The organism is Streptomyces sp. B21-105, assembly GCF_036898465.1.
Classification (GTDB): domain Bacteria; phylum Actinomycetota; class Actinomycetes; order Streptomycetales; family Streptomycetaceae; genus Streptomyces.
Map to the genome: position 1 here is coordinate 5,237,564 of NZ_JARUMJ010000001.1, position 16,013 is coordinate 5,253,576.

Annotated in this window: 8 protein-coding genes and 1 pseudogene; 5 read left to right on the forward strand and 4 right to left on the reverse strand. The window is 75.1% G+C overall.

Going from position 1 to position 16,013, the window contains the following annotated elements; all coding sequences use genetic code 11:
- Nucleotides 1-21 precede the first annotated feature (21 nt).
- From QA802_RS23645 to QA802_RS23655, 3 genes and pseudogenes are all read left to right on the forward strand, one after another.
- Nucleotides 22-6,153: pseudogene (locus QA802_RS23645) on the forward strand (type I polyketide synthase); the annotation flags it as partial.
- Nucleotides 6,153-7,214 carry an aromatase/cyclase gene (locus tag QA802_RS23650; protein WP_319169426.1) on the forward strand — a complete coding sequence of 354 codons (1,062 nt, stop codon included), beginning with the start codon at nucleotides 6,153-6,155 and terminating at the stop codon, nucleotides 7,212-7,214. The pseudogene QA802_RS23645 and the gene QA802_RS23650, both read left to right, overlap by 1 nt.
- Nucleotides 7,215-7,224: 10 nt before the next feature.
- The gene (locus QA802_RS23655; RefSeq protein ID WP_334526172.1) at nucleotides 7,225-8,448 is read left to right on the forward strand and encodes an acyl-CoA dehydrogenase family protein; all 1,224 of its coding nucleotides are present in this window, start codon (nucleotides 7,225-7,227) and stop codon (nucleotides 8,446-8,448) included.
- Nucleotides 8,449-8,597: 149 nt separating this feature from the next.
- Here the strand turns inward: QA802_RS23655 and QA802_RS23660 are convergent, their stop codons facing one another.
- Nucleotides 8,598-10,019 (reverse strand): alpha/beta fold hydrolase, encoded by a 1,422-nt coding sequence (locus QA802_RS23660; protein ID WP_334526175.1) that lies wholly within the window; start codon nucleotides 10,017-10,019, stop codon nucleotides 8,598-8,600.
- Nucleotides 10,020-10,304: 285 nt separating this feature from the next.
- Here QA802_RS23660 and QA802_RS23665 point away from each other — a divergent pair, with 285 nt between their 5' ends.
- On the forward strand, nucleotides 10,305-10,628 hold the full coding sequence (locus QA802_RS23665; protein WP_319169423.1) for a 2Fe-2S iron-sulfur cluster-binding protein: 324 nt from the start codon (nucleotides 10,305-10,307) through the stop codon (nucleotides 10,626-10,628).
- Between the two features lie 102 nt (nucleotides 10,629-10,730).
- Here the strand turns inward: QA802_RS23665 and QA802_RS23670 are convergent, their stop codons facing one another.
- Complete coding sequence (locus QA802_RS23670; RefSeq protein WP_334526180.1) at nucleotides 10,731-11,567, reverse strand: NAD(P)H-binding protein; 837 nt, start codon at nucleotides 11,565-11,567, stop codon at nucleotides 10,731-10,733.
- A gap of 162 nt (nucleotides 11,568-11,729) precedes the next feature.
- Between QA802_RS23670 and QA802_RS23675 the strand changes: the two genes are divergently transcribed.
- Entirely contained in the window at nucleotides 11,730-12,686 is a 957-nt protein-coding gene (locus tag QA802_RS23675; protein WP_334526183.1) for a helix-turn-helix transcriptional regulator, read from the forward strand.
- A gap of 508 nt (nucleotides 12,687-13,194) precedes the next feature.
- Here QA802_RS23675 and QA802_RS23680 read toward each other — a convergent pair.
- Both QA802_RS23680 and QA802_RS23685 read right to left on the reverse strand, forming a co-directional pair.
- On the reverse strand, nucleotides 13,195-14,154 hold the full coding sequence (locus QA802_RS23680; RefSeq protein WP_334526186.1) for a D-2-hydroxyacid dehydrogenase family protein: 960 nt from the start codon (nucleotides 14,152-14,154) through the stop codon (nucleotides 13,195-13,197).
- Nucleotides 14,155-14,260: 106 nt separating this feature from the next.
- Nucleotides 14,261-15,982, reverse strand: a complete 1,722-nt coding sequence (locus tag QA802_RS23685; RefSeq protein ID WP_334526189.1) for a bifunctional 3'-5' exonuclease/DNA polymerase — start codon at nucleotides 15,980-15,982, stop codon at nucleotides 14,261-14,263.
- Nucleotides 15,983-16,013 lie beyond the last annotated feature (31 nt).

Consider the following 16,013-nt stretch of genomic DNA (forward strand, 5'->3'; position numbering starts at 1 on the left):
CAGACCGGACCACTGGACGGTGACCAGGAAGCCGTCGCCGTCGTGGCCATGGGCTGCCGCTACCCGGGCGGTGTGCGCACGCCCGCCGACCTGTGGCAGCTGGTCGCGGACGGCCGCGACGCCACCTCCTCCTTCCCCACCGACCGCGGCTGGCGTGCGGCGGACCTCGCCGACGGCCGCTCCACCACGACCCGCGGCGGCTTCCTCGACGACGCCGACCGCTTCGACGCCAAGTTCTTCGGCATCTCGCCCCGCGAGGCGGAGGGCATGGACCCCCAGCAGCGGGTGCTGCTGGAGACGGCCTGGGAGACCTTCGAGCGGGCCGGCCTGAGCCGGGACGCCCTCACCGGCAGCAACACCGGTGTGTTCGTCGGGGCGATGGCCCAGGAGTACGGGCCGCGCCTGTACGAGGACAACCAGGGCGCCGGCGGCTACCGCATCACCGGCAGCTCGACCAGCGTCGCCTCCGGACGCATCGCCTACTGCTTCGGGCTGCGCGGCCCCGCCCTCACGGTGGACACCGCGTGCTCGTCCTCGCTGGTCGCCGTCCACCTGGCGGTGCGGTCGCTGCGCGACGGCGAGTGCGACCTGGCGCTGGCCGGCGGCGTCGCGGTGATGTCGACGCCCGGCATGTTCGTCGACTTCACCCGGCAGGGCGGACTCTCGCCCGACGGACGCTGCCGCCCCTTCTCCGACGACGCCGACGGCACCGCCTGGGCGGAGGGCGCCGGACTGCTGCTGCTGGAGCGGCTCTCCGACGCCCGCGCGCGCGGCCACCGCGTCCTCGCCGTGGTCCGCGGCACCGCCGCCAACTCCGACGGCGCGAGCAACGGCCTCACCGCGCCCAACCGGGCCGCCCAGGAGGACGTCATCCGGCGGGCCCTGCGCCAGGCCGGACTGGACCCGCACGACGTAGACGCGGTCGAGGCGCACGGCACCGGCACCGAACTCGGCGACCCCATCGAGGCGCGGGCGCTGTCCGCCGTCTACGGCCGGGGCCGCGACGCGCAACACCCGCTGTGGATCGGCTCGTTGAAGGCGAACCTGGGACACGCCCAGGCCGCCGCGGGCGTCGGCGGGGTGATCAAGATGGTGGAGGCGCTGCGCGCCGGCGTCCTGCCCGCCACGCCGAACGTCTCCCGGCCCACCCACCACATCGACTGGGAGCACAGCGGTCTCGCCCTGCTGACCCGGGCCCGCCCGTGGGAGCGCGGCGACGGACCACGGCGGGCCGGTATCTCCTCGTTCGGGATCAGCGGCACCAACGCCCACCTGGTCATCGAGGAAGCCGAGCCCGAGCCCGTGCCCGCGCGGCAACCGGCCGCCGACGCGACGGCGCCGCTGCTGTGGTCGGTCTCCGCCCCGCACGCCGAGTCGCTGCGCGCCCAGGCGAGGGCCCTCGCCGACCACCTCGGCCGCACCCCGCAGGATGCGCCCGAGGACGTCGCGCACACCCTGCGCGGCCGCAGCGGGTTCCGGCAGCGCGGCGTCGTGATCGCCGACGACCGCGCCGACCTGCTGACCGGACTGGAGGCGCTGGCCTCCGACGCCCCGCTGCCCGCCGTCCCGGGCCGCTACCGGTCGCCGACCGTGCTGCGCACCGAGTCCTACCGCGACCTGGCCGGACCGGTGTTCGTCTTCCCCGGGCAGGGGTCCCAGTGGCGCGGGATGGGTCTCGCGCTGATGGAGGAGTCGGCGGTCTTCCGCGCGAGCATGGAGGCCTGTGCGGAGGAACTGGCCCCGCTGTGCGGCTGGCGGCTGACCGACGCGCTGCGCGGCGAGGGACTGGAACGGGTCGACGTCGTCCAGCCCGCGCTGTTCTCGATGATGGTGTCGCTGGCCGCGCTGTGGAAGTCGGCCGGCGTACGGCCCGCCGCGGTCGTCGGCCACTCCCAGGGCGAGATCGCCGCGGCCCACGTGGCCGGTGCGCTCAGCCTCGCCGACGCCTGCCGGGTGGTGGCCCTGCGCAGCCAGGCCCTGGCACAGCTCGCGCCCCCCGGCGGCATGGCGTCCGTCCTGCTCGGCGCGGAGGAGACCGAGCGGCTCCTGAACAGCGTGGACGGGGTGAGCGTCGCGGCGGTCAACTCGGCGACCTCGACCGTGGTCGCCGGGGACGTCGCAGGCCTCACCGACCTGCTGGCCCGCTGCGAACGGCACGGCGTCGACGCCCGGCGCATCGACGTCGACTACGCGTCGCACACCGAGGCGATGGAGGCGCTGGAGGAACGCCTCCTCACCGACCTCGCCGGGATCTCGCCGCGCTCCTCCGACGTCCGGCTGCACTCCACGCTGACCGGCGCGGTCATCGACACCGCGGACATGGACGCCGCGTACTGGTACGACAACCTGAGCAACACCGTGCGGTTCGAGCCGGTGCTGCGGGGACTGGTGGAGCGCCGGCACCGCACCTTCGTCGAGTGCAGCCCGCACCCCGTGCTGACCTTCGGCGCCCAGGAGGTCCTGGACGCGGCCGGGGTGACGGGCGCCGTGCTCGGCACCCTGCGCCGGGACAGCGGCGGCGCGGGCCAGTTCCTGGCGTCGGCCGCGGCCCTCCCCGACTCCGTGGGGCCCGTCGACCTGACCGCGCTGCAGCCGGCGGGCCGCCAGATCGACCTGCCGTCCTACCGGTTCGAACGCACCCGGTTCTGGGCGACGGCTCCGACGGCCACCGCAGGCGGCGACGCCGGCGCGTTCACCGCGGCACCGACCGAACTGCCGTCCGGGCAGACCGTCGTCACCGCGACCGTGGACCGCGAGCGGTACCCGTGGCTGGCCGATCACGTCGTCCGGGGCGCGGCGCTGGTGCCGGCGACCGTGTTCCTGTCGCTGCTCGGCGAGGTCGGCGAGCGGATCGGCCGGCCCGTCGTGGCCGACCTCACCCTCAGCGTGCCGCTGCCGCTGCCCGAACAGGGGGCCGCGGACCTGCGGATCGTCCTCGACCCCGAGGACGCCGCCGGACGCCGGGCCCTGACCGTGCACGCCCGCCAGGCCGACGGCGGCTGGGTGCGGCACGCCTCCGGCGCGCTCGCCGGCCGCGACCCGGCGCCGGCCGAGCCCGCCCGCTGGTCCACCGAGGGCGCCACCCCGGTCGACGTCGCCGACGCCTACCGGGTGCTCGCCGAACGCGGCTACCACTACGGCCCGGCGTTCGCCGGACTGCACGCCCTGTGGACGCGCGGCGCGGACATCCTCGCCGAAGTGGCCCTGCCCGACCTGGAGCGGGGCGACTTCGTCACCGCCCACCCGGCGCTGCTCGACGCGGCCCTGCACCCGGCCGTCCTCCGGGCGGACGCGGGCCTGCTGGTGCCGTTCGCCTGGCGCGACGCCGACCTGACGCCCACCGACGCCCGCACCCTGCGCGTGCACGCCCGGCCGGACGGCGACGACCTGTCGCTGACCTTCTTCGACGGCCAGGACCGGCCCGTCGGCTCGGTGCGCTCGCTCACGCTGCGGCCGCTGCCCGCCGAGGAGCGGGGCGTCAGCCTCGAACCGGCGTGGGAGCGGCTGCGCGCCACGGACGCCTCCGGCCCCGACACATGGGTGACGGTCGGCGCGAGCGGCCTGTGGGACCGGCCGGACTTCCCCGACCTGGAGTCGGTGACGCTCCCCGCGCCGGCGATCGTCGTCGCGCCCCTCGGCTCCGCCCCGCTCGGCCCCGCCCCGCTCGGCTCCGTCTCCGGCCCTGACGGCGACCCCGGCGGCGATCCGGCGCAGGCCGAGCGGCTGACGCTGGCCGCCGCCGACCTCGTGCAGAGCTGGCGCGCCGACTCGCGGTTCGCGGCCTCACGGCTCGCCGTGGTCACCCGGGGGGCGCTCGCCGTCACCGACCGGGAACCCGTCCGCGACCTGGCCGCCTCGGCCGTCACCGGACTGCTGCGCTCGGCGCAGACCGAGCACCCGGGCACCTTCGTGCTGATCGACGTCGACGACGACCCGGCGTCCCTGGCGGCTCTGCCGCAGGCCCTCGCCTGCGGTGAGCCCGAGGTGGCCCTGCGGGCCGGACGGCTGTACCGGCCGCGGCTGCGGATCGCCGCCGAGAGCCGGCTGCGCCCCCCGGCCGGCAGCCGCGCCTGGCGGCTCGACGTCACCGTCAAGGGCACCCTCGACGACCTCGCACTCGTCGAACACCCGGAGGCCCAGGCCGAGTTGGGTCCCCGAGAGGTGCGCGTCGAGGTGCGCGCGGCCGGCCTCAACTTCCGTGACGTCACGGTCGGACTCGGCCTCGTCGCCACCGAGAAGACCATGGGCAGCGAAGGCGCGGGCGTGATCACCGAGGTCGGCGCCGAGGTGACCCGCTTCGCGGCCGGCGACCGGGTGTTCGGCATGTTCGAGCGCTCGCTGGGCCCGCTGGCCGTCGCCGACGAACGCATGGTCAAGCCGCTCCCGGACGGCTGGAGCTTCGCCCAGGCGGCCGGCGTGCCCATCGTCTTCATCACCGCCTACCAGTGCCTCGTCGACGTGGCCGGCACCCGGCCCGGCGACCGGGTGCTGATCCACACCGCGACCGGCGGCGTCGGCCTCGCGGCCATCCAGCTCGCCCGGCACCTGGGCGCCGACGTGTTCGCCACCGCCCGCGCCGACAAGCAGCCCACGCTGCGCGCCTGGGGCGTCCCCGACGACCACATCGCCTCCTCCCGCACGCTCGACTTCGCCGACGCCTTCCGGGCCGTCACCGGCGGCCGGGGCGTGGACGTCGTGCTGAACTCGCTGTCCGGCAAGGCCCTCGACCTCTCCCTCGGCCTGCTGGCGCCGGGCGGCCGGTTCGCCGAGATGGGCAAGACCGACCTGCGTGAAGTGGCCGCCACCGAGGCCGAGCACCCCGGCATCACCTACCGGGCGTACAACATCCTGGGCGTCGACCCGGACCGCATCAGCGAGGTCCTGGACGAGCTGGTCGCCCTGTTCGAGGCGGGCGCGCTGCGCCATCTGCCGGTGCGCACCTGGGACGTGCGCGACGGCCAGGTTCCGCTGCGGATGCTCAGCCGGGCCCGTCACCAGGGCAAGCTCGTGCTGACCACCCCGCGCTCCTACGACCCGCTGCGACCCACGCTGATCACCGGCGGCACCGGCGGTCTCGGCGCCGAACTGGCCCGGCACCTGGTCACCGAGCGGGGCGCCCGGCACCTGGTGCTGCTGAGCCGCAGCGGCCCGGCCGCCGACGGCGCGACGCAGCTGAGCGCGGAACTGACCGCGGCCGGCGCCGAGGTGTCCGTCGTGGCCTGCGACGTCGCCGACGCCGACGCCGTCGCGAAAGTCGTCGCCGAGTACCGGCCCGGCAGCGTCTTCCACACCGCCGGCGTGCTGCGCGACGGGGTGCTCACCGGGCTCACGCCGGTACAGCTCCGGGCGGTGCTGCGGCCCAAGGTCGCCGGGGCCTGGCATCTGCACCGGCTCACCGAGCACCTGGACCTGTCGGCGTTCGTGCTGTTCTCGTCGGTGGCGGGGGTGCTCGGCAACCCGGGCCAGGCGAACTACGCGGCGGCCAACACCTACCTCGACGCCCTCGCGCAGTACCGCAGGGCACGCGGGCTGGAGGCGACGTCGCTGGCCTGGGGTCTGTGGCGGCAGCCCACCGGGATGACCGGTCATCTGACCGAGGCCGACACCGCCGCGCTGGCCCGCATCGGGATCGCTCCGCTGGACAGCGGGGACGGCATGCGGCTCCTCTTCGAGAACCTGGCCTCGTCCGCGCCGGTCCGGGTGCCGCTGCGGCTCGCCCCGGAGCAGCTGCGGCCCGGCAGCCGTGCCGCCCGCCTGCTCGAGGGGCTGCCGGACCTGTCCCGGAACGACGCGCCTTCCCGGCCCGCCACACCGGCGCCGGCTCCCGTGCCCGCAGCTCCGGTGCCCGTGCCCGTGCCCGCGGCTCCCGCTCCGGCGCCCGCCCCAGCACCCGGAGCGGCAGCGCCTCCGGCGGGCGGCGACCTGATGCAGCTGGTGCGGACGCACACCGCCGAGGTGCTGGGCTACCTCGAACCGTCCGCGGTCGGCGCCGAGGACTCCTTCAAGGAACTCGGCTTCGACTCCCTGCTCAGTGTCGACCTGCGCAACCGGCTCACCGCCGCGACCGGGCTCCGGCTCCCCGCCGGCGCCGTACTGGAACACCCGACGCCGCGGGCACTTGTCAACTTCATCTCAGGACTGGAGGGCGCGTGATGGCACGCGACGCCGAAACCGTCACCACCGAAGGCACCACCGAAGCCACAGCCGAAGCCATTGTCGACGGCACCCCTGACGCCACCACCGGAGTCACCGTGGACGGCACCGCCGAAGTCACCGCCGACGGCACCACCGTGGTGACCCACCGCGTCGAGGTGTCGGCCCCGGCGGCGGCCGTCTACCGGATCGTCGCCGAAGTGGGCCTGTGGCCGCTGTACTTCCCGCCCACCGTGCGGGCCGAGCGGACCAGCGGCGACGAGACAGACGAACGGATCCGGATCTGGGCGCTCGCCAACGGCGAACTGCGCACCTGGGAGTCGCGCCGACGGCTGGAACCGGCCCGGCTCCGCATCGAGTTCGAGCAGGTCCAGCCGCGCGAACCGGTCGCGGCGATGGGCGGCACCTGGCGCATCACCGAGCGGCCCGACGGCGGCTGCACGGTGGAGCTCGACCACTTCTACCGGGCCGTCGACGGCGACCCGGTGGCCCACGAGCGCATCACCCGGGCCGTCGACACCAACAGCCGCTCCGAGCTGGAGCACCTGCGGCGGGCGGCCGAACGCGGGGAAGCCGAGCGGGAGTTGCTGTTCGACTTCGCCGACACCGAGACCATCACCGGCTCCATCGAGGAGGCGTACGCCTTCATCTACGAGGCGTCCCGGTGGCCGGAGCGCCTTCCACACGTGGCGCGCCTCGAACTCCGCGAGGAGGAGACCGGGCTGCAGTTCATGGAGATGGACACCCGCTCCCCGGACGGCTCGCTGCACACCACGGCGTCCGGCCGGGTCTGCGAGCCGCTGCGGCGGATCACCTACAAGCAGACGATCCTGCCGCCGGTGCTCCACGCCCACAACGGGGAGTGGCGGTTCGAGGAGGGTCCCGACGGCACCGTGAAGGTCACCTCGCACCACCAGGTCCTGCTCGACCCGGCGGGCATCGACGCGCTGCCCGACCCGCCCAAGACGCTGGCGGACGCCCGGCAGGCGGTGCGGCACGCGCTGGGCTCGAACAGCCGCGCCACCATGGCCAAGGCCCGCGCCTTCGTCCAGACCGGGTGAGGGGGACACCATGACGACCGAGACGACCGAGACGACGGAAACGACGGAAACGACGGAGAGGGTCGGGGGCCCGGCGGACGCGGCGGAGATGCTGAAGCGGGTCCGGGAGTTCGTCCGCGCCGAACTGCTGCCCAGGGGCGAGTACTTCGACGGCCTGCCCGAGCAGCCCACCGCCGAGTCGGCCCGGCTGCACGCCGCCGGGCTGGCCAACTGGTGGATCCCGGCCGCGTACGGCGGCGCCGGGGCGTCCCTCGCGGACAGCGTGGACATCGTCTCCGAACTGGCCTACGGCGACGCCGGCTTCGCCTTCGGCGCCTTCCTGCCGGTGCTCGGCACGGTGATGCTCCAACTGCACGGCGAAGAGGCCACGGCCCGCCCCGTCCTGGAGCGTCTCGTCCGGGACGGCGGCCGGCTCGGCATCCTCGGCAGCGAGGAGGACGCGGGCAGCGAGCTCAACCGCACCGCCACCACCTTCCGGCGCGACGGCGACGACCTGGTCCTCGACGGGGAGAAGTACTTCTCCACCAACTCCGACCCGGCCGACACCCTCCTCGTGCTCGCCAGGTCCGCCGACGACGACGGCGACTACGCCGTCGTCGCGGTGCCCCGCGCCACCCCCGGGGTGGAGATCGTCAAGCGCTGGGACATGCTCGGCGTCCGCGGCTCGGGCACCTACCGGGTCCGGCTGCGCGACTGCCGGGTGCCCGCCGCGGGCCGGCTGCGCGGCAACGGGCTGCGCCTGCTGGAGATCGGTCTCAACGCCAGCCGCATCCTCATCGCCGCCACCGCGATCGGCGTCGCCCGCAGGATCCGGGACCTGTCCATGGAGTACGCGGCACAGAAGCGGATCAAGGGCGCTCTGCTGCGCGAGAACGCCGTGTTCGCCGCCAAGCTCGGCCAGATCGAGATGACGATCGACGTGATGCGCAACCAGTGCCGGGCGGCCGCGGCCGAGCTGGACCGGTTCCTGGCGGCGGAGAACCCGGCCGCCGCCCTGTACCGGGTGGGCACCCTGCGCTCGGCGCTGGCCGCCAAGATGTACTGCGGCCAGGCCGGCTGGGAGGTGGCGACGACCGGCTCGGAGATGTTCGGCGGCCTCGGCTACACCCACGACCACCCGATCGGGAAACTGGTCCGAGACCTGCGCTACGTCTCCATCGTGGAGGGCGGCGACGACGTGATGCGCGAGCTGCTCTACGCCCGGTACGTCGTCCCGGCGGGCAAACGCCGCTGACGGACGGCACACACGACGGCGAAGGGGGAGGGGCCGGTCGGCGGGCCCCTCCCCCTTTCGCGCAGTCCCGGACGTCCCGGACGTCCCGGACGTCCCGGACGTCCCCCCGGGATGCAGGCGCCCCGGGGGATTCGGACGTCCCCCGGCCCTCAGGCGTCCTCGGGAACCGGCGGCGCCTGGCGCACTCCGGGCACGCCCACCCGGGCCGGCGGCAGCACCCCGTCCACCAAGTACCCCTCCACGTAGGCCTCGAGGCGCGGATTGCTGCCGCTCAGCACATAGACCTCGTGCTCGCCGGAGTCCTCCACCAGGATCAGATGGTGGCCGAGGCGTTCCGCCAGGGCCTCGCCGCCCTCGCGGTGGTCCATCGGATCGCCGTCCGCCTGCACGACCAGGCCCGCCGGATAGCCGTCCCGGGCGAGCACGGTGGGCGGCTCGGGCGACCGGAAGGTGCGGAACGCGCCGACCCAGGGGGCCGCCCGCAGCACCCCGTGCCCGTAGGGGTAGCGCTCCCGGCAGACGCGCATGTCCGCGTAGTAGGTCTCCAGGTCGGTCGGCCACTCCGTCTCCAGCGTCACCGCCTCGAGGACGCTCTGCTTCCACTGCTCGCTGGCCCGCGCCCCCCAGCCGCCCGTGGCGTGCTCGGCCAGCAGCGCCGCCGTCCGCTCGTCGGCGCCCTCGGCGAGCGCGTCCCGCAGCGCCCCGACCAGCAGCCCCAGCCGCTCCCACGCGGAACGGTCGGTGGCCAGACCGCCCACGATGCCGTCGAACGACGTCCGCACGGACGCCCCGAGCCGGCTCTCCAGCCGCGCGGCGACGCCCTCGACGGCGGCCACGGTCAGCGACGCCGTCGTCCCGAGGGCGAAGTGGTTGTCGCGCCTCGCGGTCCATGCGGCCCAGCGGTCCACGTTCTCGCGGACCGCCCGCGCCTGCGCCACGAACTGCTCACGCCAGGTCCAGCCGGGGTGCACACAGGAGTCGAGCACACTGCGGTCCAGGCGCTCGGGGAACATCGTCCCGTAGACGGCGCCGACGTAACTGCCGTACGCGTAACCGAGGAAGTTCAGTTTCTCCTCGCCGAGCGCGACCCTGATGCAGTCCATGTCGCGGGCGGTGTTACGGGTGTTGACGTGCGCACGCATCTCACCCCCGGCCCGCAGGCACCCCTGCTCGCGCTCGCGCATGTCGGCGGCCATCGCCGCGAACGCGGAGTCCGGCGGCCGTGAGTCGAACGGCGCGGTGGTGGGGGTGACCTCGATGCGCAGCGGCGTCGAGGCGCCGGTGCCGCGCGGGTCGAAGCCGATCAGGTCGTACACCTCCGCGAGGGGGGTGCCGGCCAGCCGGGCGGGCATGCCGGCGCCGAGGCCGCCGTCGCCGCCGGGCCCGCCGGTCACCCCGATCAGGACGCCCCGCCGGCGTGCGGGATCCGTGGCCGGCAGCCGGCTGACGGCGAGGGTGATCCGCGCGCCGTCGGGATCGGCGTGGTCGAGCGGGACCTCGAGCGTCGCGTACTCCAGGCGTTCGCCTGGTCCTGCGGCCGTCCACGTGAGCCGCTCGCCGGTCTTCGGCATGGGTGCCTCCTGTGCGCCATGAGTGCCGTACGTACCGGCCACCCTCCAGCGTGGCTCTCGAACCGACCTGGAGTGCCGGGCGCACCGACCTGGAGCACGGGGCGCACCGGCCTGGAGTGCGCGGGCGGCGGCGGCCCGGAGGCCGCGTTCGATCGAGCCCCCAGCGACTCCCCAGGGAGGCGCGGCACGGTGGGCGGCGAGAGCACCGCAGGCATCCGTGGAACGTACGCCGGCGCGGCTCCGCGGCACGTGCGCGGACGCGCGAACGCAGGGAGGACACGACGCATGGCCAGGATCACCTACCGGAGTCCGGACGGAACCCCCACGACCCTCGACGTCCCCGAGGGGAACTCCGTGATGCGGGGGGCGGTCGTGGGCGGCGTCGACGGCATCGTCGGGGAGTGCGGCGGCGGCGCCATGTGCGCGACCTGCCACGTCTACGTCGACCGCGGCAGCACGGTCACGCTGCCGGCCGTGTCCGACATCGAGGACGAACTGCTGTACACGACGGCCTGCCCGCGCCGGGAGAACAGCAGGCTCAGCTGCCAGCTGCCGGTCACCGACGCGATCGACGGCCTGGTGGTGGACGTCCCGGAGCGGCAGGTGTGACACAGGCCGCCCCGGATCCGGTCGCCCCGGATCCGGTCGTGCCGGGTCGGGCCGCCCCGGATCCGGCCGCCCAGGGCTCGGCAGGGTCACGGCCCGGCCGCGTCAGAACGCGGCGGCGTGCTCGGACACCCATTCGCGGTAGCTGCGGGGGGCCCGGCCGGTGATCTTCTCGACGTCGGCCGTGACCAGGGCGGGCCGGCCGACCGAGTCGGCCCACACCTTGAGGATGTCGTCGAGGACCGGCCCGGGGACGTGCGCGCTCATCGCCGCGCGGACCGTCTCGACAGGCAGCTCCTGGTAGGTGACGGGACGGCCGAGCACCTCGCCGATGATCACGGCCTGGTCGGCGTGGGTCAGCGACTGCGGACCGGTCAGCCGGTGGATCTCGGCGGCATGACCGTCCTCGGTGAGCGCGGCCACGGCCACGGCGGCGATGTCGGCCTCGTGGATCGGCGCGGCGGTGGCCTCGGCGTAGGCGCCGCGGACCACGTCGCCGCCGCCCTTGGTCTGCCCGGCCCACATCAGCGTGTTGGCGGCGAACACGTCGGGCCGCAGGAACGTCCATTCCAGGGTGGAGCCGCGCAGCGCCCGCTCGACCTCCGCGTGGTAGGCGGCGATCGGGCCGTCCTGCTCCTCGGACTCGTCGTCCACCGACCCGGAGGACAGCAGCACCACCCGGCGTACGCCGGCGGCCTCGGCGGCGGCGACGAAGGCCGGCCCGCAGCCCGGGGCGGCGAACAGGAACACCGCCTCGACCCCCTCCAGCGCGGTGGCGAGCGACGCCGGGTCGGCCAGGTCGAGCGCGACGGTCGACACCCCGGCGGGCCAGCTCGCCCGCTCCGGGGCGCGTGACGCGGCCCGCACCTGGCGGCCCTGCGCGAGCAGCATCTCCAGTGCGTGGCGGCCGACGTTCCCGGTGGCTCCGGTGACGAGGATCATGACTTTCTCCCTTGCTGTGCCGGTGGTTCTGCTTGCCTGTGGTTCTGCTTGCCTGTGGTTCTGCGGGCCGTTCCCTCGCGGGCCGGCAAGAAAGACACTAGGAAGCCCTGAGGACAGGTTCTGTCCTCGACCGGGTGCGATCGATGAGGAGTTTTCCGCCAGATGCTCGAGACCTCGGCCCGATTACTGCGGCTGCTCTCCCTGCTGCAGTCCCGCCCCGACTGGCCGGGCCCGGAACTGGCCGAACGGCTGGGCGTGACGACCCGCACCGTCCGCCGGGACGCGGACCGGCTCCGCGAACTGGGCTACCCGGTGCGGTCCCTGGCCGGCCCCGGCGGCGGCTACCAGCTCGGCGTCGGCGCGGCGCTGCCGCCCCTGCTGCTGGACGACGACGAGGCCGTCGCGGTGACCGTCGGCCTGCGGGCCGCCGCGTCCGGCTCGGTGGCGGGCTTCGAGGAGACCTCGCTAAGAGCGCTCGCCAAGCTGGAACAGGTGCTGCCCTCACGGCTGAAGCACCGGGTGGCGGCGATGCAGTCGGCGATCCTGCCGCTGACGGCGTCCGGCCCGGCCGTGGACGCGAACCTGCTGGCGGTGCTCGCCGCCGCCTGCCGGGGACACGAGAGCGTGCGCTTCGGCTACCAGGGCAGGACGCGCCGCGTCGAGCCGTACCGGCTGGTCCACACCGGCCGCCGCTGGTACCTGCTGGCCTTCGACCTGGAGCGGGACGACTGGCGCACGTTCCGGCTCGACCGCGTCGACGCCGCCCCGCAGTCCGGGCCCCGGTTCACCCCCCGGCCCGGCCCCGCCGAGGACCTGAACGCCTACCTCACCGACAAGCTGTCGTCGGCCCCCTACCGCTGCCGGGCGACCGTCCTCTTCCACTGCCCGGTGGAAGACCTCGCCGAGCGCACCTCCCCGACCGCCGGCCGTCTGGAGCGGTACGACGACCGCTCCTGCCTGTTCCACACGGGCGCCGCGACCCTGGACGAGATCGCGTTGCACATCGCCCTCAAGGGCGTCGACTTCGAGGTTCTCGACCCGCCGGAACTGGCCGACCACCTCCGCACCCTGGCCACCCGTCTCACCCGAGCCGCCGCCCACACCCCACCACCCCCATGACCCCACCCCGCCCTGACGGCCCCTCAAACCCCGACGCCCCCCGGAGCCCACACCGGCCGCCACCCCCGTCCCCGACGGCCCCCGGCCCGCACCGGCCGCCACACCGACAGCCATCCGACCTCGGCACCACCCCGGCCCCAGCGCCTACTTGGCACCGACACCCGGCAGCCCCCCAGGCCCCGGCTGTCGTCCCCGCCCCGGCCACCCGTCCCCGGCGGCTGCCCCGGCCCCCGTCGCCGGCGGCCACTGGGAACCCACACCGGCCGCCACCCCCGTCCCCGACGGCCCCCCCGCCCGCACCGGCCGCCACACCGACAGCCACCCGACCTCGGCACCACCCCGGCCCCAGCGCCTACTTGGCACCGACACCCGGCAGCCCCCTCGACACCCGGCCACCCCCAGACCCGGCCGCCGCCCCCGTCCTCGGCGGCCGCCCGGGCCACCCCGTCGCCGGCGGCCACCCAGCCCCGGCATCCGGCCGCCGCCCGGCCCCCGCAGGACCCGGCGGCTACCCCAGGACCCGCACCGGAGCCCCCGACAGGTACGCGCGGATGTCCTCCGCCGCCTGGCCGTAGTAGCGCTCGTAGTTGGCCCGGGACACGTACCCGAGATGAGGGGTGGCCAGCAGGCGGGGGGCCGTCCGCATCGGATGGCCGGCGGGCAGCGGTTCGACGTCGAAGACGTCCACCCCCGCCCCCGCGATGCGCCCTTCCCGCAGCGCCGCCAGCAGCGCCTCCTGGTCGACGATCGCCGCGCGCGAGGTGTTCACCAGGTAGGCCTTCGGCTTGAGCAGCGCGAGTTCTGCGGGACCGAGCAGCCCCCGGGTGCGCTCGCCCAGCGCGAGATGGACCGACACGAAGTCGCTCTCGGCCAGCAGCTCCTCCTTCGAGGCGGCCCGCCGCACACCGACCTCCCGCGCCCGTTCCGCCGTCAGGTTCTGGCTCCAGGCGCTCACCTCCATGCCGAAGGCGAGGCCCACCCGGGCCACCAGAGCGCCGATCTTCCCCAGCCCCAGCAGCCCGAGCCGCCGCCCGTGCAGGTCCTCGCCCAGCGTCGACTGCCAGGGCCCGCCCTCACGCAGGGCGGTGCTCTCCTGCACCAGTCCGCGCGCGAGACCGAGCAGCAGCGCCCAGGTCAGTTCGACCGGCGGGGTCGACGAGCTCTGGGTGCCGCAGACCGTCACCCCGTTCGCCTTCGCCGCCGGGAAGTCGATCACCGAGTTGCGCATGCCGGAGGCGATCAGCAGCCGCAGCCGGGGGAGCCGGTCCAGCAGCGACGCCGGGAAGGAGACACGTTCGCGCAAGGTGACAACGCAGTCGAAGTCGGCCAGTGCCGTCGCGAGTTCGTCCTCGTCGCCGAAGTGCTCGGTGAAGGGGACGACCTCCACCTCCTCGCCGGGCACGGACCAGTCGGCGAGGGTTGTCGCGACGTTCTGGAAGTCGTCGAGTACGGCACAGCGGAAGGGCACGGCGTCTCCTCCGGAGGGGGCGGGCCCACGGGCGGGTCCGCGGGCAGGACCGTCCGAGACTACGGCCGGTCCTCAGGCGCCCCGGCGACTGCCCTCGCCGGACCGGTCAATTGGCGTCGGCGTAGCACTCCACGACCGCCGTGGTGAACGGGAACCGCACCGGCGTCTCCCCGAACGTCAGCCGCCCCGCCAGGTCGGACGCCTCCCGGATCGCCGCGACGACCGCGTCGGCCTCCTCCTGCGGACAGTGCACGATCACCTCGTCGTGCTGGAAGAAGACCAGTTCCGCCGCCATGTCCGCGCAGGCCCGCCGCAGTGCGGCGAGCAGCAGCAGCGCCCAGTCGGCGGCGCTGCCCTGGACGACGAAGTTGCGGGCGAACCGGCCGCGCGCGCGGGCGTCGGTGGAGGCGTAACCCGGCGTCCACTGCCGGTCGTCGGCGCTCTCCTCCTCGGCAGGGCCGCCGGGGCCGCCGGGTCCGCCGGGATCGTCGACGGGGATGCCGGCCTCCTCGGCCTCGGCCGCCCCGACCGCCGGCGGGCACGTCCGGCCGAGCCAGGTCCGCACCAGCCGGCCCTCCTTGCCGGCCCGGGCCGCCTCGTCGACGTACTCCACCGCGCGCGGGAAGCGGCGGCGCAGGGCGGCGAGGTTCTTCAGGCCGTCGCCCGAGGTCTGCCCGTAGACCGCGCCGAGCACGGCGAGCTTGGCCTGGTCGCGGTCGCCGGAGAAGGCGCGGTCCGAGACGGACTGGTAGAGGTCGCTCTCGCGGCCCGCGACCTCCATCAGACCGGGGTCGCGGGAGATCGCCGCCAGCACGCGCGGCTCCATCTGGTCGGCGTCGGCGACCACGAACCGCCAGCCGGGATCGGCGACCACCGCCCGCCGGATGACCTTAGGGATCTGCAGACCGCCCCCGCCGTTGGTGACCCAGCGCCCGGTGACCGTGCCGTGCGCGAGGAACTCCGGCCTGAACCGCCCGTCGCGCACCCAGTCCTGCAGCCAGGACCACCCGTGGGCCACCCGGATGCGGTACAGCTTCTTGTACTCGAGCAGCGGCTTCACGGCTGGATGGTCGAGGGACTCGATCTCCCAGCGCCGGGTCGACCGCACCCGGATCCCGGCCTGGCCGAAGGCCTTCACCACGTCCGCCGGCAGGTCGGGGCGGACGCGGCGACCGAACGCGGCCGACACCTCGTCCGCCAGCTCCGCCAGCCGCCGGGGCTCACCGCCGCCCGCGTACCGCTCGCCGAGCAGGTCGTCCAGGAGCGCGCGGTGCACCGGCGCGCTCCACGGCAGCCCGGCCCGGTTCATCTCGGCGGCCACCAGCATCCCCGCCGACTCGGACGCCGTCAGCAGCCGCATCCGCGCCGGGTGCTCGGCCCGCTCGTGCCTGCGCTGCTGCTCCGCGTAGACGGCGAGGAGGTCCGCCAGCGGCAGCCCCGCGGCGGCCCGCGGTTCGAACAGCGAGGACTGGGCGCCGGGCTCGGCCGAGCGCTGCGGCGGATCCGGCGGCACGGGCCCACCGCGCAGCCGGGCCAGCGCGGCGGCCGCCGATCGGGGCTCGCCGGACCGGCCCTCGTGGCCGAGCAGGAGCGTCTCTGCGTCCTCCACGTCGTAGCAGCGGTCGACCCGCACGCCCGCGTCGAGCAGGCGCGGATAGACCTCGGACGTGGAACGCCAGACCCAGCGCACGACGTCGGGCCGCTCCCGCACGGCCCGCGCCAGATCCGGCTCGCGCAGCGACGGGCCCGCGGGCAGGCCGTCCGGACCGAGGGGGGCGAGTTCCACGCCACCGTCCTCGGCCGGAGCGAGCGCCCACCGGTCGGCCATACCGCGAGTGTGGCAGGGGGGTCTGACAGTG